Annotated in this window: 21 protein-coding genes; 12 read left to right on the top strand and 9 right to left on the bottom strand. The window is 36.2% G+C overall.

Translation table 11 applies throughout. From position 1 onward, the window contains the following. Window positions 1-197: 197 nt before the first annotated feature. Window positions 198-506 (bottom strand): hypothetical protein, encoded by a 309-nt coding sequence (locus M3610_RS26805; protein ID WP_251463530.1) that lies wholly within the window; start codon window positions 504-506, stop codon window positions 198-200. Between the two features lie 184 nt (window positions 507-690). On the opposite strand from M3610_RS26805, the gene M3610_RS26800 reads away from it, so the two are divergent. Continuing rightward, a complete protein-coding gene (locus M3610_RS26800; RefSeq protein ID WP_251463529.1) occupies window positions 691-1,110 on the top strand; it encodes a GNAT family N-acetyltransferase in 420 nt (139 codons plus the stop codon). Between the two features lie 24 nt (window positions 1,111-1,134). Then, the gene (locus tag M3610_RS26795; protein ID WP_251463528.1) at window positions 1,135-1,569 is read left to right on the top strand and encodes a hypothetical protein; all 435 of its coding nucleotides are present in this window, start codon (window positions 1,135-1,137) and stop codon (window positions 1,567-1,569) included. Window positions 1,570-1,755: 186 nt separating this feature from the next. On the opposite strand, the gene M3610_RS26790 is transcribed toward M3610_RS26795, so the two are convergent. Next, window positions 1,756-2,250 (bottom strand): DUF3888 domain-containing protein, encoded by a 495-nt coding sequence (locus tag M3610_RS26790; protein WP_251463527.1) that lies wholly within the window; start codon window positions 2,248-2,250, stop codon window positions 1,756-1,758. 133 nt (window positions 2,251-2,383) lie between these two features. On the opposite strand from M3610_RS26790, the gene M3610_RS26785 reads away from it, so the two are divergent. Continuing rightward, window positions 2,384-2,833, top strand: a complete 450-nt coding sequence (locus M3610_RS26785) for a GNAT family N-acetyltransferase (protein ID WP_251463526.1) — start codon at window positions 2,384-2,386, stop codon at window positions 2,831-2,833. 303 nt (window positions 2,834-3,136) lie between these two features. Further along, window positions 3,137-4,009: an aminoglycoside 6-adenylyltransferase gene (locus M3610_RS26780; protein WP_251463525.1), complete on the top strand. Its 873-nt coding sequence runs from the start codon at window positions 3,137-3,139 to the stop codon at window positions 4,007-4,009. 191 nt (window positions 4,010-4,200) lie between these two features. Here the strand turns inward: M3610_RS26780 and M3610_RS26775 are convergent, their stop codons facing one another. Next, entirely contained in the window at window positions 4,201-5,616 is a 1,416-nt protein-coding gene (locus M3610_RS26775; RefSeq protein WP_251463524.1) for a LysM peptidoglycan-binding domain-containing protein, read from the bottom strand. A 358-nt stretch (window positions 5,617-5,974) separates the two neighbouring features. Here M3610_RS26775 and M3610_RS26770 point away from each other — a divergent pair, with 358 nt between their 5' ends. The 3 genes from M3610_RS26770 to M3610_RS26760 all read left to right on the top strand — a co-directional run bounded on the left by M3610_RS26770 (window position 5,975) and on the right by M3610_RS26760 (window position 7,579). Beyond that, window positions 5,975-6,415, top strand: coding sequence for a cell wall hydrolase (locus M3610_RS26770; RefSeq protein WP_251463523.1), 441 nt, complete (start codon window positions 5,975-5,977; stop codon window positions 6,413-6,415). A 273-nt stretch (window positions 6,416-6,688) separates the two neighbouring features. Beyond that, window positions 6,689-6,838 carry a hypothetical protein gene (locus M3610_RS26765; RefSeq protein WP_180230256.1) on the top strand — a complete coding sequence of 50 codons (150 nt, stop codon included), beginning with the start codon at window positions 6,689-6,691 and terminating at the stop codon, window positions 6,836-6,838. A gap of 171 nt (window positions 6,839-7,009) precedes the next feature. Beyond that, a complete protein-coding gene (locus M3610_RS26760) occupies window positions 7,010-7,579 on the top strand; it encodes a CBO0543 family protein (protein ID WP_251463522.1) in 570 nt (189 codons plus the stop codon). A gap of 219 nt (window positions 7,580-7,798) precedes the next feature. Here the strand turns inward: M3610_RS26760 and M3610_RS26755 are convergent, their stop codons facing one another. Together M3610_RS26755 and M3610_RS26750 are read right to left on the bottom strand one after the other, a co-directional pair. Further along, window positions 7,799-8,179 carry a VOC family protein gene (locus M3610_RS26755; protein ID WP_251463521.1) on the bottom strand — a complete coding sequence of 127 codons (381 nt, stop codon included), beginning with the start codon at window positions 8,177-8,179 and terminating at the stop codon, window positions 7,799-7,801. A 258-nt stretch (window positions 8,180-8,437) separates the two neighbouring features. Further along, the gene (locus M3610_RS26750; protein ID WP_251463520.1) at window positions 8,438-9,343 is read right to left on the bottom strand and encodes a branched-chain amino acid transaminase; all 906 of its coding nucleotides are present in this window, start codon (window positions 9,341-9,343) and stop codon (window positions 8,438-8,440) included. A 337-nt stretch (window positions 9,344-9,680) separates the two neighbouring features. Between M3610_RS26750 and M3610_RS26745 the strand changes: the two genes are divergently transcribed. Then, on the top strand, window positions 9,681-10,037 hold the full coding sequence (locus M3610_RS26745; RefSeq protein WP_251463519.1) for a hypothetical protein: 357 nt from the start codon (window positions 9,681-9,683) through the stop codon (window positions 10,035-10,037). A 54-nt stretch (window positions 10,038-10,091) separates the two neighbouring features. Here the strand turns inward: M3610_RS26745 and M3610_RS26740 are convergent, their stop codons facing one another. Then, window positions 10,092-10,370 carry a hypothetical protein gene (locus M3610_RS26740; protein ID WP_251463518.1) on the bottom strand — a complete coding sequence of 93 codons (279 nt, stop codon included), beginning with the start codon at window positions 10,368-10,370 and terminating at the stop codon, window positions 10,092-10,094. A gap of 514 nt (window positions 10,371-10,884) precedes the next feature. On the opposite strand from M3610_RS26740, the gene M3610_RS26735 reads away from it, so the two are divergent. The 3 genes from M3610_RS26735 to M3610_RS26725 all read left to right on the top strand — a co-directional run bounded on the left by M3610_RS26735 (window position 10,885) and on the right by M3610_RS26725 (window position 12,430). Beyond that, a complete protein-coding gene (locus M3610_RS26735; RefSeq protein WP_311315864.1) occupies window positions 10,885-11,391 on the top strand; it encodes a DinB family protein in 507 nt (168 codons plus the stop codon). Window positions 11,392-11,489: 98 nt separating this feature from the next. Continuing rightward, the gene (locus M3610_RS26730) at window positions 11,490-11,966 is read left to right on the top strand and encodes a GNAT family N-acetyltransferase (RefSeq protein WP_251463517.1); all 477 of its coding nucleotides are present in this window, start codon (window positions 11,490-11,492) and stop codon (window positions 11,964-11,966) included. Between the two features lie 224 nt (window positions 11,967-12,190). Further along, window positions 12,191-12,430: a hypothetical protein gene (locus tag M3610_RS26725; protein ID WP_251463516.1), complete on the top strand. Its 240-nt coding sequence runs from the start codon at window positions 12,191-12,193 to the stop codon at window positions 12,428-12,430. 131 nt (window positions 12,431-12,561) lie between these two features. On the opposite strand, the gene M3610_RS26720 is transcribed toward M3610_RS26725, so the two are convergent. After that, window positions 12,562-13,104 carry a DUF3231 family protein gene (locus M3610_RS26720; protein ID WP_251463515.1) on the bottom strand — a complete coding sequence of 181 codons (543 nt, stop codon included), beginning with the start codon at window positions 13,102-13,104 and terminating at the stop codon, window positions 12,562-12,564. Between the two features lie 9 nt (window positions 13,105-13,113). After that, window positions 13,114-13,668, bottom strand: coding sequence for a DUF3231 family protein (locus M3610_RS26715; protein WP_251463514.1), 555 nt, complete (start codon window positions 13,666-13,668; stop codon window positions 13,114-13,116). A 709-nt stretch (window positions 13,669-14,377) separates the two neighbouring features. Between M3610_RS26715 and M3610_RS26710 the strand changes: the two genes are divergently transcribed. Beyond that, a complete protein-coding gene (locus M3610_RS26710) occupies window positions 14,378-15,394 on the top strand; it encodes an MBL fold metallo-hydrolase (RefSeq protein WP_251463513.1) in 1,017 nt (338 codons plus the stop codon). 324 nt (window positions 15,395-15,718) lie between these two features. Here the strand turns inward: M3610_RS26710 and M3610_RS26705 are convergent, their stop codons facing one another. Continuing rightward, the gene (locus M3610_RS26705) at window positions 15,719-16,936 is read right to left on the bottom strand and encodes an IS110 family RNA-guided transposase (RefSeq protein ID WP_251463512.1); all 1,218 of its coding nucleotides are present in this window, start codon (window positions 16,934-16,936) and stop codon (window positions 15,719-15,721) included. Window positions 16,937-17,323 lie beyond the last annotated feature (387 nt).

Here is a 17,323-nt window from a genome sequence, read left to right as displayed (position 1 = left end):
AATACTGAACAGTGTTATGGTTAAAGTGGATTGGTATAGTTGGAACGCCGTATGCGGTGAAAGTCGCTTGTACGGTGTGGACGGGGGGAAAAGGTAGCGATAACTTCAAAGCCTTACCTATCTGTATAAAGATGGGGTTGCTGCGGCGATCCCATCTTTAATTGTGCTATCGGAGCAGGTAGGATACATACATCCTATTATTGTTGTCCTAGTAACTCCCAAGGAAATTTACCAGTTTTTCTATCCACTATTCTCATCACTTCAGCAATGTCTTTCTTTGTTACATTTGCCATGTCAATGATTTCTTCATCACTTCTTTTCTTAACATACTTCATGTGACGAATAATTCGATAACGTTCCTGTATGGTTCCTTTATAAAGTGCTTTCTTGTGTGCATATTCTAAGAACGGTTGGCACCACTTTCTGCAAGTCTGCTCTTCATCTTTTTTGAGTCCCATTGTGAATGTAAGGGAAATAACTAGAAAGAAAAACAAAATTCTTTTCATTTGATAATCACCTCACATTTATGGTGACCAAAAGATATAGAATAATGAATGCAATCCGTTAAAATCATAGATAATTAATGATAGGTCTTCTTAAACTATTGGGAGCGATACTTCAAGAAGAAGTTCGCTAATTTTTCTTATTATATTATAATTATTGTGAATATTTATAATATGGAGGGAATCTATGGAACTTTCTAAGGAGTGGAATCTAGAAGATAGTGAATATATTAGAAAAAAAGTAATTGAATATAACCTTTCATTACTACCTGATGAAGTAAAACAATCATCAATAAAGGTTAGCCATATACTTAGAAATGACGAGGGGAAAATAGTTGGGGGAATTACGGGAACGATTTTCTGGTACCATCTACATATTGAGTATCTTTGGGTTGATCATTCATTAAGAGGAAAAGGATATGGGGAAGATTTATTAAATCATATTGAAAAAACGGCTAAAGAAAATAATTGTAGGTTAATATTATTAGATACCTTTAGCTTCCAGGCACCAGACTTTTATAAGAAATGTGGATATAAGGTTATTGGTAAAGTTGAAGATCACCCAAAAGGACATAACCAGTATTATTTAGAAAAAAAATTGACCTAACAATGTTGTAATAGGAAGTGAAAAATGTTTTTTTATTATTTAATGCTCATACTCGGAGTATTGTTTGTAGTAGGCTCAGCAATTTACTTCATTCTAATGTTTATTAACAAAGACCACCCATTATTAGGAATAGGTAAATGCCTTTTAACCCTTTTATTTGGTGTTTTACTTTTAGTTATTACTCTTCCAAGTTTAAAATATGTTGTACTGAAGGAATATGATGTAGTAAGTGGGAAATGTGTGATCGAAATAGACTCAACAGGTCGTTCTTCAGAAGCGGACTTTAACATGCTTAATACAGATGAAGTGTTTAGCTTCAGAGATATTCCTCCATTGGATGCTTATGGAAAGTCAATCCCTTATTATTGTAAAGTTACAGTTACAAAAGACCATCAGTTTGAAGTTAGTTATAAAATATATGATGCCAAAACACGAAAGTTACTAGTAACAAGTAAATAGACTTTGTTTACAGTTTGGGTGGTTAATTTATGAGGCGATTCTTTGATAAAGAATCGTCTCAACTTTTAGATTAATAATATCTTTTTCGGCTTACGTTGCAGGTTAGTTGAAGAGAAAGATAACTCTTTATGTTCCATTTGCACTAAATTCGTATGAAGAGACAAAAAAGACCTCTATACAGGAGGTCTAAGGACTTTTGGAAGATTTTAAATGCTGATAATTAATTAACTTTATAGCAGGACGATCCTTGATATTTCTCCAAAATATATTTGGGTCCATACCAAATGTGATTTTATCAGTACCATAGGATTTACGGTTCTTAATACCCCCGCTATGCGGAGAAACAATGACTATCACCATGTATGGATACTCCTGACGAGTATCTTGGAGTTGTGATTCTATAATTTCCACAACATTATAGTGATTTTCCCAATCAAAGGACATTCCGCTTATCGATTTATCATGATATTGTTTCCTTGCAGTATTAAGAATTTCAGGGATTAAAAGGTCTAACATAAAATTTTTAAAATGTTGTTCTTGTGGAACATCATTTGTTACACGGTATAAATCATCACTATATCCTTTGCGGTGATACTCTTCAGCAAAGACAAAATGTGTACAAAAAAGAAAGATAAAAACTAAGGTTAAAAGTGTTTTTTTGAAAATGTTCGTCGCCTCCATATGGTGTAATATTTGTAAAAAAATACAATCTATTCTTGATTAAAGCTAAAACAACTAATGGGTAGTATTCATCGAATTTATAACAAGAAAACAACAAAAAAAGCAGTAAACAAAAATGGAGGAGGTATTTGTAGTGAACCAACACCAAATCATAATCACTGATTATAATCCCAAGTACGCTGAACAAACAGTGAAAATGTGGCGAGATAGTAAGGAACAAGCAATTGGTCAGAAAGAAATTCATAGCTTTGAAAATCACGTTTATTTTTTAAATAATATATTACCTGAACAGTTTCAAATAAATTTAGCTTTAATTGACGATCGAGTAGTGGGAATGATTGCTTCTAATGAAACGGAAATAAGCCAACTTTATATTCATATAGATTATCAAGGAATGGGTATAGGACAAACATTACTAGAAAAAGTAAAAGCAAAATCAAGTGGGAGATTAACATTATATACATTTGAAGTAAATAAAAAAGCACAACGATTTTATGAAAAGAATGGATTTAATATCATTGGTAGAGGACACGAAAATGAAGAAAATTTACCTGATATTCAATACGAATGGATATCAAAATAAACAATACTAACGGGTGCAAGTGTTGAAGAAAGTGGTCGCTGCAGCGGTCTTTTGCAACAGATATGGAACCTTTTGATACCTTATTATCCATCACAGCTTTGGAAGAGGTAATGAGAAGATTAAATGAATACTTAAAAGAATAACACTTGTTGAGATTCTTCAATTTCTAAGGATCGTTTTTTCTTATTAAAGTAACATGGCAGTTTAGTTATAGAAGGAAATGTCAATCAATCAGAGAATTTATAGTAATTCGAGGAATCCAACATGCTAAACTCATTGTTAATGAAAAGGGGATAAAGATCTATGCGTACTGAACAAGAAATGATAGCTTTAATTCTGGACACAGCAGAAAAAGATGACCGAATTCGTGCAGTAGTAATGAATGGCTCACGAACAAATCCTAATGTTTCAAAAGATATGTTTCAGGATTTTGATATTGTTTATCTTGTAACCGAAATGGATTCTTTTTCACGGAATCACAATTGGATAGAGGTTTTTGGTAAACGAATCATTATGCAAACACCTATGGCTATGTCGATGTTTTCGCCATCATTGGGTAGTCGATTCTCCTATCTAATGCAGTTTACAGATGGAAATCGTATTGATCTGACGTTAATTCCCATAAACGAAAAAGACAAGTATTGTAAAGAGGATAAGCTAACAAAAATATTGATGGATAAGGATCATTGCCTCCCTGCAATTCCTCCTCCTACGGATGAGGATTATTGGGTAAAACGTCCATCGGCTGAATTCTATGCAGATTGTTGTAATGAATTTTGGTGGGTATCCACTTACGTAGCAAAGGGTTTATGGAGGAAGGAAATTCTTTATGCACAGGAACATCTTAATGTTATTGTTAGACCTATGTTAATCAAAATGCTGGAATGGCAGGTAGGTATTCAAACTGACTTTTCTGTAAGCATAGGTAAAAGCGGTAAATATCTAGAGAGATATCTTCCAGAGGAAATCTGGAAGGAACTTCTTTCTACTTATGCTGATGGGAGTTATGATGGAGTCTGGAAAGCATTATTAACAATGGCTCAGTTGTTTCGTAGTACAGCAAAATATGTTGCAGATAGTTTAAATTATGAATACCCATATGAACAAGATATTGGTGTTACGGAGTATTTAAAGCATATAGAAAACTTATCACCAAATGCCAATGAAATTTATTGATCTACTTTAACTACCATGAAAATAAGTTTCCTTTAGTTCTTTATGAAGTAAACCCGCTAAAAAAACCTCCCTAAATATTTTCAATTGAGGAGAAAATCTCTTAGAGGAAATTCTGTTAATAGGTGGGAACTATTTGACGCTTACTAATAAATCGAGCAGAATGATTCTGCTCGATTTGCATTTTATCATTGTTACATCAGTTTTTTAATCGAAAAATTATCCCTCAATAAAGCCCAGTTCTCTGGGTATGGATAACCCAATGCCCAGTAACTGATCCCACGGAGGTTATAGTCTTTAACCATATTAAACTTGGCCTGTGCACTTCTTGCATCCTCAAACCACACCTCATGTCCCTGCCCTTTTTCATCCACGTAACGGAAAAATGGAGATTGGGCGGTAGCATCATATTGAATGGTAGCTCCGTATTTTACTGCACGTCTTAAGGCTTCCTGTGGGCTGAAAGTTTCGGCTTCTTGGCCCTTAACATGAGGAATCTTCCAGTCCCGCGCATAAATTTGGAAGCCTAAAAAGATTTTATCAGCTGGCATAACGGATAATGCATATTCCACTACTCGCTTCATTTCATTTATAGGAGAGATGGCCTGCGGAGGACCGAGGCGGTATCCCCATTCATATGTCATCAGCACGACAAAGTCGGCAATTCTCCCGTGCGCTTCATAGTCATGGGCTTCATATAAGAGACCAGATTGAGTGGCTCCCACCTTTGGTGCAAGTGCAGTGGAAACAAAATATCCTTTTGGATGGAGGCGGTCCACTGCCAGCTGTAGGAACTGGTTGTATACCTCACGGTCTGCCGGCAATACATTCTCAAAATCAATATTAACTCCTTTATAGCCTTTGCTATCCATGACCTGGAGAATGTTGGTGAGGACCTTATCTCTTATTTCTGGAGTAGCCAAAATGGTATGTGCCACATTTGATCCGGCCTGGGTGGAAGTAAAGTTGGTAACTGACATCATGGGCACGACTTTTTTGGACAATGACGCTTTAATCATTTCCTCATCATTTTTGACGGGATTTAACGTTCCATCTTCTGCAATAAGGTAGGCGAATGGACTAAAGTACGTTAACAAATGGCCAATTTCATTAAGGGTTTGAACGGCTCCAGCACTCGATTGATAGGTATAAGCATTCACTTCAATCGCTGGTTTTGTTCTTGGAATGGCCAGCTGCAGTCCAGGATAAATCAAATTAGGGTTTGTAATCTGATTTTCAGTGATGATAGCTTGAACAGTGGTTCCATATCGATTGGCAATTTGCCATAAGGCTTCGCCGGGTTGGACGATATGTGTAATGGCTGGAATGTAGAGTGTGGTTCCCGGATATAAAAGATTCGGGTTTGTTAAGTTGCTGGATTGAACAATCGCTGAAATCGAAACACCATACTTTTGGGCAATCGACCATAATGTTTCCCCATATTTTACGATGTGGGTAGTTCCTGGTTTTGGAATCACTAACGCCTGGCCAACCACTAATTGATTTGGATTCTGGAGATCATTTATTTGTACAATGGAACTCATGCTAACTGCATAACGGTTAGAGATTTGCCAAAGCGTCTCACCACTGCTGACAACATGTATTATCATTAAGATTCCCCCATAGGCAATTTCATTAATGTACTATATGTAACGGCCATAAAAAATGTGTAAATACCTGATATTCAATGAACTAAGAAAGCAGAATAGCAAAAGAGGACGGTCTGTTTATTTTCAACAATCGGGCCAGCGGGACTTCTTAAAGATTGGAGATAAACTTAAATTAAATCCATGTCGGAAAACGTGCTTGTTCAATTCACGGGTGCGATGCTTCAATAATGAAGGATCGCTTTTTTCTTATTCAAGTAACAGGGAGTATAGTTGAATAGTGGTAACTAAGCATTCTTATTATATAAACAATGACATGAATGGAGGGTATTTTTCATACATTAATTTGGGAGGTGATGAAATGGGAAGAGTAAGGGCTAGAAGTCATGAAGTTGATGAAATGGCAAGAATGATGAGAGCAGAAGCAGAAGGTGAAGGAAAGCAAGGAATGTTATATGTTGGAAATGTAATAATAAATCGTGTTGTCGCACAATGCTTAGATTTCAAAAGTGTAGTCAATATTCATGATGTAATATTTCAAGTACAAGGAGGAAATTTTTCTTTTGAAGCAGTTCAAAAAGGGAATGTATTTTATCAAAGATCAAGAACTTCCGAACGAAGGTTAGCGCAACAAAATATAAATGGTTGGAGAGATCATCCAGCTAAGTTTGCCCTTTGGTATTTTAATCCACATGCTCCATGTCCACCAACATGGTACGGTCAACCTCATACTGGTGCATTTAAAGAACATTGTTTTTATGAACCGAAACCTGGAACATGTGATAGTGTTTATAGAGGTTAAGCTTACTCTTTGAGTAAGCTTATTTACATATTTTGGTTCATTAAAATTTTATTTCTAGTCGGAGGAATTTTATGTATTGTTGCTGGGATATGGGGAATAAGCATTTCCGTTTCTTTAAAAGTCTTATTAAGCTAAACTTTACTTTTTGTGCTAACAAAGCAAGTTAGCTTAAGAAGAACCCTTAAGGGTTCTTCGAATAAAGCAATAAATTAAGCACAAAATAAAACGAAATGAATTCGTAATACAAATAAGAAGAGATGTAGGAGTAAAAGTATGAATAAGGACAAAGGGAAAACAACAAATGTATCAGGAAGTTTTCAAGTGATTGAAGACGACCGAAAAGAAACGATTGAGGAAATGAGAAAAGATAACAAATTAGATGAAGAAACGGAATACTATGCACGTATTTTTATGGAAGAGTAATAACTTGAAGGGCTGGCTGCTATTGCCGGCTTTTTTTGTTATTCAACTAAAGGGGCAGGATTGTTTAAGAAGGGAACCTTAAATTATTAATTTTTGTTTTTTCAACCCATTTGAGGGGATGATAAATAATGTGTTGGAAATCAAAAATTAACGATTATAAGGAAGTTCAAAATGAATCAAAAAGATTATTTATACAAAGCAGATAAGATTTATGATTTAATTGAAAAAGCACACGATAAAAAAATAACATTTTGGCTCGAAAATGTTATTTTCTCTTGGCAATGGTGGGTTGGTACATTACTTACAGTTGTTCCGTGGATATTATGGTTTCTATTTAGAAAAAAAGGGAGCACTTATAGACTACTTCTCTCTGGGTTAATGGTTATGCTTATTAGTTCCTGGTTAGATTTTGTAGGAATAGCATTAGGTTTATGGCATTATAATTATGACGTTCTCCCGTTTCTCCCTTCCTATTTACCTTGGGATTTTACCCTTATTCCTGTAATTATTATGTTCCTTATTCAGATTAAGCCAAATTCCAATCCATATATAAAAGCACTTATTTTTGCAGGTGGAAGTGCATTTATTGGAGAACCTTTCTTTGCATTAATTCATATCTATAATCCAGAAGATTGGAAATACATATACTCATTTCCCATTTTATTTGGTATTTATTTATTGGGACATTTAATTAGTACAAAGGATAGTTTTGACAAAATAAAAAATAAAACAACAAATTAAAAAATAGTTGACAATAAGCTTTTGCCTAGGGTTTATAAATAATTTTGTTGATGGATAAAAGATAATTTTTTGTAATAGGAAAGAGTGTGAAACATTGTTCTTAAAGTAACAGGGGCATTACTTAAAGAGCGTTCGGCTACTCATAAAAAGCAGCCGATTTTGTGTTGAATGGCTGAGGTTAACCAAAGAAGCGAAGGATGTGGACTTCATCCGAATAGACTAAGCTTCTGTGGACTGATGCTCACACAGGAGCATCCATGACGTTCCAAACCTGTCTCTCAGCTGAGCAAAACGCAAAGCGAAAAAGGTTTCTTCCATGGGCATAAAGATTTCTCCTCCTTCAGAAAGCAAGGTATAAATCCTCTCCGCCTCTTCTGCATTGTATACCCTGAGTGTCAGATAGACACTCCGCATAGGCTCAGCGTTGGGGATATCGGCTCCCCTTAGCACCGTGTCCCCAATCTCAATGGTAGCATGAAGAATGTCGTTTTCCCGACCTTCCGGAACGTTTGTCGGATCTGGCAGTTGTTTGAAAGCCATCATCGACGTTATCCTGCCTCCTAGATGATGTTCATAGAACCGAAAAGCCTGTTCGCACACTCCGCGATAGTTAATGAGTCGCTCTTTATTTCTTTCTTTCTTAACTAACGGACAGATTAGTTATGGACAAGAAGGGATTGAAATTAAAATTTAACATCGAGGGTTTGAAGAACCGCCCCAAATGGAGGATAGAAAAGGAATCATCAACCGTAAATGTTATTGGATATCTGTAAAGCAAAAGCAGCCAAAGGCTTCCCTTTGGAGTCTTATTTATGATCGCCTGTCTTGATCGGAGAGATTGGCGATGCAGTTTTTCTTTCAATACACTGGTGTACAATGACATAAATAATTCGGATGGTTCCCTCTAACAATCTGGTCATAAAAAAAGCGGATGTTGTTCGTCAATCTGCCTACATTACCTGTGCCTATTATTCGGTTATCAATATTGATAATGGGTTTTATCCCTATAGCCGTACCTGTAAAAAATACTTCATCAGCAGAATATAATTCCGTCCTTCCGATGCTTTGTTCATAAACAGGCATTTGTAAATGATTTATAGCGATTTGCATTACCGTATCACGAGTGATTCCTTGAAGTGCATTATCGGATATGGGCGGGGTAATGAGCTGGTTATTTCGTATGATAAAAATATTCTCGCCTGGACCCTCGCATACGTTCCCCAAGTCGTTCAAAAAAATAGCTTCATCAAAACCATTTAATCGTGCTTCCGAACTAGCCAATCCTGCACTTAAATAGCTCCCTGTTGATTTCACTTGAGGGGGAATCATATTATTACCTGAGCGGTTCCATGAAGATATACAAACTTTTAGGGCGGGCTTTGGAATATACACAAGCCTTGTACTATAAATACTGACCCGATTGAATGGATCGAGTAAATCTGGACTAAGAGTATTTGAACCTTTAAAACAGATGGGGCGAATATACACATCTTCGCGGACATTGTTTTTTCTTAATAATTGCACTGTCCAATGCATTAATTCAATGGGTGAATAAGGAATTTGTATATGAAGAGCCTTTCCGGAGTTATAGAATCTTCTATAATGATCTTGGATTCGGAAAGTAAACAATTGGTTTTGGCTTTCATTCCAAAAAGCTCTAATTCCCTCGAAGCACCCTAAACCATAGTTCAAACCTTTATTTCTTACGCTAACAGAAACCATCGACTCATCTACAATTTCCCCCTGATCAAATATGTACTGCATGTTTAACCCCCACCATAACTTAGTTTTTATGTTTCATATTACATTTGCTAAAGCCCTTTTATGACTAACCGTTTCAAAATTTGTAAGGTAAATCTCACCGAAAAGGGAATGTATCGTATTTCTACTCTCAACCAGCAGGACGGATATTTTAAAAAGGGTGTCGGTGGCAAACTCCCTGCATAATTTGTAGCACCTTATTTGAAGCGACTTGTTCAACTAGCGGGTCCTTATGTTAAATATGGGATAGCTGCGGCGATCCCGTTTTCATATTGAGCTAACGAAGCAGTTTAGTTGAACTGGAAATGTTAAAATAAAGAATAAAGAGGGGCTAATGTAAATGAAAAAGATCATAGTTTTTTTGGTAGTTCTTTTTGGGGTAGTAATTTCTGGATGTGGAAAAACGACAGGTGAATCAGCCAATCCTTCCTCGCAAAGTCCGAAGCAAAAAACAAAAATAACAGAAACGACATCACCAAGTTCGAAGCAAAACACAAAACCGGCAGTGAAAGGCAAAAAACATGCTCTCTTATTGAAAAGAAATGGCAGTAATTTTGACGGTAGAACTGTTGAGGGTGAGGATTATGTAAAATATTTAGCGGATGGCACGGTTCCAAGTGGACAAATTATCGAATTTATATATCAAAAGAAACAGGAAAAAGCTGTTTCCCTAAATGCTTCTCTGGATGCCGAATAGGAGAAGTAGTTACCTTAGATAGGGGTAGAATTAATTGGTCGAACCGGTCAGCTGTTATAAGAGGTAAAGGCGATAAGGAACCCAAATCTCATTAGAGGTTAAATTATCGAAAAAATTCTCAGACCAGTTAATACCTTTAGCATAAACATAATCAGGACCCGGCATATACGTATCAAATATATAGGTCCTAAGCGTCTTCTTTAAATTCTCCATCTCTTTAAAAAAGCGTATAAGTAAGCCAGACTGCAGTTTATATGCTTTTAATGTTTGCTGCGAAAAGCCTTCAATACGTTTATCAGATTCATACGTTTCCCACGCTTTAGAAAATAACAAATTCATCTCTCCCCAAAAAATTCTTTTTTCCAGAAATTATTGACCGGTTTGACGAAATTGAAACGAAACGGCGGTTCTTATTAAGCTAAAGGGCACTCTATAGGAAGGTATACTTTTTGGTAACAAAATATCCACAGACTTAGGTACAATAATCATTTATTATTATTTTAAAAAAGCCTGAAGGTGATAAACATGGATAGAACCCTAATTACTTTTCAAGGGAAAGATTACTTTCTTCTCTTTAAATACGAATCTGGTTATTGTAAATTGTTAAAGAAGGAGAACGAAATCATCAAATTTTATTAGTACATTTATCAGAAATAAAGCATAATCCTAAGAAACATATAAAGATGTAATTAGGAGAATTGAGGGCTGTCATCGGGCAGCTTTTTTTGTTTGCTCCACTAACGGAGCAGCTTTGTTGAAGAAGGTATTTGAAATCGAATATTGAATAATTTGTTACATATACAAAACATGTAAAAAATAGATTTGTGTAAATTAATAAAAAGGAGGAATTAAACTGAGCGAACTAAAACTAATTAATAGTTACAAAAACGAGCTTCAAAATTTTTCATTAGAACAGTTAAGATATATATCGGAAGAAGGGGTTTGGTCTATTGGGCAAATGTATGACCATTTAATCCTTGTTGCCCATGAGTATCTAGATAATATGGAAAAATGCGCTATCTTAAAAAAAGAACAACCCCTCGGGAAAACGGAGTTTGGTGAGCATATATATAAAATCGGAGGGTTTCCACCAATTAAAATAAAATTACCGGATGAACTAAATGCTCCACCTAATAATTCAGATAGCAAGGACGATCTTATCATCAGAATGGATCAAGTAATTCTAAGGTTAAGCCAATGGGAGTCGAAAGTGGATAATATAAACACAAATTATAAAGTCAAGCATGGAGGGTTCGGCTGGCTGAATACAAGGGAATGGTATGATTTGGTTGGTATGCATTTTCGTCATCACTTGCGCCAAAAGGGTGAGTTAGAACAAAGGCTTGTTAAGTAACAGGTGTGTAAGTTGAGGAGGGGATTGCTTTGGCAATCCTGTTTACTTATTCAAGTAACGGGCAGTTTAGTTTAAAAACAATGTCAAAGGAGGCTACTATGAATAAAGTAATACTTAGAAATATCAAATCTGATGATCTACCAATATTTTTTGAACATCAGAAAGATGAAATAGCCAATCAGATGGCAGCTTTCACGTCAAAAGATCCAACAGACTGGAATCAATTTTGTCAGCACTGGAACCGTATTCTAACCGATGACACCATTATCAAGCAGTCTATTACTTTAGAAGATCAGGTAGTGGGTCATATCTCCAGCTTTGAAATGTTTGAAGAACGTGAAGTAAGTTACTGGATTGACCGTGAACATTGGGGAAAAGGTATTGCAACGGATGCACTTAGACAATTTCTATCCTTAGTAACAATACGCCCTTTACACGCTCGTGCTGCAAAAGATAATATCGGATCGAGGCGGGTTCTTGAAAAATGTGGATTTCTAATAACAGGAGAAGATAAAGGATTTGCAAATGCACGAAATGAGGAGATTGAAGAATTTATCTTCACTCTTAGATACTGACAGAAGGATTCATAGTTTTCTATTAAATTAACGGGGCGTTTATCCAGATTGATGCCCTTTTGTTAATGAACTAACGAGTGCTAGAGCTCAAGTCGGGGCTACACGGCACTCCTTTTCTTCTAGAACTAAAGGGGTAGGGATGGTTCATTAATCCATAAGAAAAGATAATAATAAGGTGGTGTAAATTAAAGAATTGTTGAGGTAAGAAAGAAGGATTGATTTTAATGTGGTTATTAGCAGGAGTGGTTCTACTATTATTAGGTCTGGTATCTTTTATATCATTATGGATTTTTGTGTATAAAAAACTGAAGAAAGATGAAACCAAAACATCAAGAAAGGTATTTAATTTAATTTTAGGTTTACTTGATACATTTATTAGTCCAAGTAGTCTTAGTGGATTTGCTTTAGTATTATCACTTTTGGCTATTCTCATTGGTCTTGCACTCATAACTATATTTCACTAACGATTGCTTTTGTTAAGGATGATGATCGCTGCGGCGGTCTTTTTTCTTGTTGAACTAAAGAAGCAGGTTAGTGGAAGAAGGAAAAGGACGGTAGAGGGAATATCTAGGTCCTTTTCTTTTGACTTGTCATTTTATGGTGCTCCTGGAGCATAGTAGTATGGAGGCACTTTAAGCCATCCCCGTTTTTTCACAAGTTCTTTTAGGGTTGCTCCAAACGTCATATATTCCTGTAAATATTCAAGCCATATCAAGGTAACATCATTGCGTACGGATTGAATGATTGCATTTGCACAATAGGAAATTAAAATAACGATTTTAATATTAAGGCTGTTTGCAAGTTCATCATCCGTCAATTTGGCACCCAATGGAACATCTCTTGGATTAGACTGTGGCTTTGACTCACATAATGGCGGAATGGGAACTCCCTCTGATAACATAAAGGCACTAATTCGTTCTTTCTGTGATTTGAACATCTCAACAGCTTCATGAAAAGCTTTTCTTAATTCGGGATCTGTTGTACTGTTAATCCCTGCTTCGGAATGAACTTGTTCATCAGCTAATTCAGAAAGATAGGACCAGCAGGACATGACTTCCCCTACATTTAAGGGTGATTTGGGTTCATCATCAACAAATGATTGGATAACATTTTGAACAGCTTTCACGACATCTGGCATATTCTCACTTCACTTTTCTGTTTGTGGCAAGCCTGGAGGATAATACGGTGGTGGGACCTTGAGCCATCCCCGTTTTCGCATCAATGATTTAAATGTTGTTAAAAAAGTTATGTGTTCTTGCATAAATTCGGCCCACAACAGACTAACATCACTACGGATGGATTGTGCTGCCGATTCCGAACAGTTTGTAATTGCCATCGATATTTTTTTCCTAAGGCTGTTTGCAAGCTCGTTATCTGTCAACTTAACACCCAATGGAACACTATTCGGGTCAGATATTGGTTTCGATTCACTTAAAGGAGGTAATGGAATTCCTTCAGACCGCATAAATGCTGAAATCCGCTCTTTCTCCGATTTGAACATGTTCACGGCTTCTTGAAGGGCCTTTCTCAATTCAGAGTCCGTTGTACTGTTAATTCCTACTTCTGTCTGTACTTGTGTCTCACCGACTAACGCTAAAAATATCCAGCATCCCATAGCCTCGCCAATGTGAAGAGGTGTCTTGTTCTCATCCTTGATAAAAGACTGAGCTACACTTTTCAAGGCTTGCAAAAGATTAGGCACATACTCCACCTTCCTCTCTTTTTTTAAACTTTTCCCTAAAGGGTAATTTCTAATGCACAGAAGATTTTTTTATTCTAAGTTGTGAATCATATTTATATGAAAAATCGTATAAAAATGAGGGGGTGAAAGTCTTTAATGAAACGACAACTAGGACCCAAGAAGGCTCAATTACTAATTATTCTAGCAAAGTTTCCCCATCTTTAACGAACGAGTGCTTGAATTCAAAAGAGTTGCATTAAGTTAATGGAAAAGCAACCAAAGACAGCGAATGTATGATTATTTATGTTGTTGAATAAATATTCATTATATGTTAATATAAAAATAGTTTAAATTCTTCTGAGTTTAGACCTCCTAAAATGGACTTAGCCTAGACCACTAAGTTCAACTTTGACCTTTGATTTAATAGATCAAAGGTATTTTTTTGTTTGTATATTGTTGTAAATTGTCACTCTTTCTACATAATTCTTGATTTAATGGAACGGAAATCAACAGACAAGTTTAACAAAGCCTTTATGAAAAAGCCCTAAAAATATAAAAAATGTATCTAAATATTCAGGATATTACCTTGACGATTTAAAATTAACATATTAAAATTGATTTATAAATAAAACAATGTTTTATATTTAAAACATATTAATTGTTTTAAATACGGGAGAGTACAGCAAGAAAACACTCTTAAAACCATACATAGAAATTGGGGGAATGAAATTTGAAAAAGAAAAGGATTACAACTTTACTCTTTATATCTTTATCATTACTTTTAGGTTTAGGTTTATTTTTATCTCCGTTACATTCCTCAGCTGGCAAGTTCAAAAATAGTCAGGCTCAAACTTCACAACATGAGAATAAAACTGATTTTAAAGTAACTCTACTTGGAACTGGTTCTCCTTTGTTAAGCATGAAGCGGTTTGGTCCTGCTACACTGATTGAAGCTGGGGGAGAAAAATTTTTATTTGACGCTGGTCGAGGAGCGGCCTTAAGGCTCAGTCAAACGAATATCATGCCAGGTAAGATTAACAAACTATTTCTTACGCACTTCCACTCTGATCACACAATAGGAATACCTGATGTTTGGTTGACGGGTTCATTGCCTACAGCTGGTAAAAGGGATGTACCCTTTCAAGTTTGGGGGCCAAATGGGACCAAGAATATGGTGGATTACATGGAAAAAGCTTATGAAGCGGATATTGAAGAACGAAAGGAAAATCAGAATGAAAATCTTCTAGGTTTTGATGTAGTTGGACATGATATTGAACAGGGCGTTGTTTTTGAGGAAAATGGAGTGCAGGTAGTTGCTTTTCTAGTTGATCATACGCCGATGAAACCAAGTTTTGGTTACAGAGTAAATTATAATGGACATTCTGTCGTGATTTCTGGCGATACACGTTATAATGAAAACCTCATCAGCCATGCTAAAGGGACGGACTTGCTCATTCACGAGGTAGCTGCTGCAAGGCCTGGAGAGGAATCACCAGCAATCAAAAAAATCCTTGATATTCATACAACTCCTGAAGAGGCTGGAAAAGTATTTAACAAGGTAAATCCAAAACTAGCGGTCTATTCACATATCGTATTACTTGGAGGCCTAACCGATACAGAAGCAAATTTGGCCGTAAGAACGAGCAAGACTTATAAAGGTCAGGTTGTAGTTGGTGAGGATTTAATGTCTTTTGAAATCGGTGATAAAATAGGAATAAAGGAGCCGAAATTTGTTCTTGAGAAATAGTTATTAATTTTTGAAAACATAACAGAGTAAGTAATATATACTATCTAAGGGATTTCTCCAAAATAAAATGGGGAGCCCTTGTTATTTTTAGTTTAAAATAATGTGTCTTCAATTGTGTTTTACGATAAAATTCACTTCATCTTTTTCAGTTTGAATAATCTAATCATCCTGTATATGATAATTTGAAACTCTTGTTTAACTACCATGAAAATTAACTTCTGTCAGATCCGAAAAATGGCAATACTTAAATAGACGCAGCTCATTCATGTTTTTAAAAAAGAGCAGGGCGCCTGATCAAGGTGTTAATGGACAATGAAAAATAGATTAAGATGCTTCGGTAATTGTCACCGTATAACCTAAGTTTTCTAGTCTTCGAACCGAATGGCGTACAATAGATGCTTGTTTTTGTTTATCAAAATAATTTTCGCCTAAGTCAACGTACATTTCTTTTCTGGTTAGAAGGTAATATGCGATTCGCAACATCGCATGGGCGACTACAATTGCTGCCTTTTTCTTTCCTTTTCGTCCAGCTGTGCGTCTATACAACGCACCGAGATAGTTTTTTGACCCTCTTACAGATTGAGCTGCTTCTGTTAATGCGGATCTTAAATACTTATTTCCCTTTTTTGATCTGCTAGATTTCCTTTTACCTGCGCTTTCATTGTGTCCAGGGACCAAGGCTGCCCATGAACACAAATGTGCGGCAGTCGGGAATTGGTTTCTAACGTCCGTACCAATTTCAGCTAAGATTTGTTCAGCCATTCTTGTGGCGATACCAGGGATGGAATCGAGTCGTTCTATATCTTCTTGATAAGTGCTTACTCTTTTAGCTATCTCTTGGTCTAACATTTGAATTTGCTCTGTTAGAAAATCAATGTGAGTTAAAATCGTTTTTAACATTAAGCGTTGGTGTGGGTTAACATAACCCTGAAGTGCCAATTCAAGTTCTTCTTTTTTCTTTTTCATTGTACGACGAGCGAAGTTTGCTAGTTTTTCAGGATCATCTTCACCATCTGCGATTGCTCGAAGCATATCTTTCGATGAAACACCCATAATATCAGATACAACAGAACCTAGTTTGATGTTGGCTCCTTCTAAAACCTTTTGAATCCTATTATGTTGTCTGGCGCGTTCTTCAATGATACTCCGGCGATAGCGTACAAGTTCTCGCAGTTCTCGTTGATTCCGATCAGGAATGAAGCTTGCCTTCAGTAATCCATAACGAAGAAGTTGGGCTATCCATTCGGCATCTTTAACATCCGTTTTGCGTCCCGGAAGTGCCTTCATGTGTTGAGCATTTACAACTAAAAACTCTATTCCTTCGGACTCTAATAAGTTAACAATAGGTTTCCAATAAACACTCGTACTTTCCATAGCTACGTGTGTACAATTATTCTCCTTAATCCAGTCCAATAACTTTAATAGAAAAACTGTTTTAGTAGAAAATGTTTGAACCTCCTTTCCTTCTGAAGTCATAATACAAGCTGTGATATTGTCCTTATGGACATCCAAACCACATGCTCTTTCAATGATTACATCCATTGAAATTGTCCTTTCTAGGCTTGAAAATTGGAGGCTGGTGCAACAATCAGAATTAGGATTAATCTACCATGAGTGCTTCCCGAAAGGGAGCGACAGTTTGTGGTGCACCGTGGTCGTTGGAGTCAGACTAACGGATGGGCTCTAAGGCACCATAGTTTATCGACCTTCCTCTCCCAGCCTTAGGAACAGTATCGCCGTATTAAATATATTTTCATTCTTTGTGGTGAAGCGCCGATTTTTGCACTAACGGGTGCGTTTGTTGTGCGAAATGTTTCTGGCTTAAATTGAAATTGGTCACAATCTTCAGGTAAAGGTCAGACAGTTCTTCGGAACTGAAGGGTTATATCGAAGAATCAAATGATGGGGTAACGTCCTAAAGGGTTCTCT

This window comes from Neobacillus sp. MER 74 (assembly GCF_023714155.1).
The sequence above is the reverse complement of the archived record's forward strand: the minus strand, read 5'-3'. Positions and strand labels throughout refer to the sequence as shown.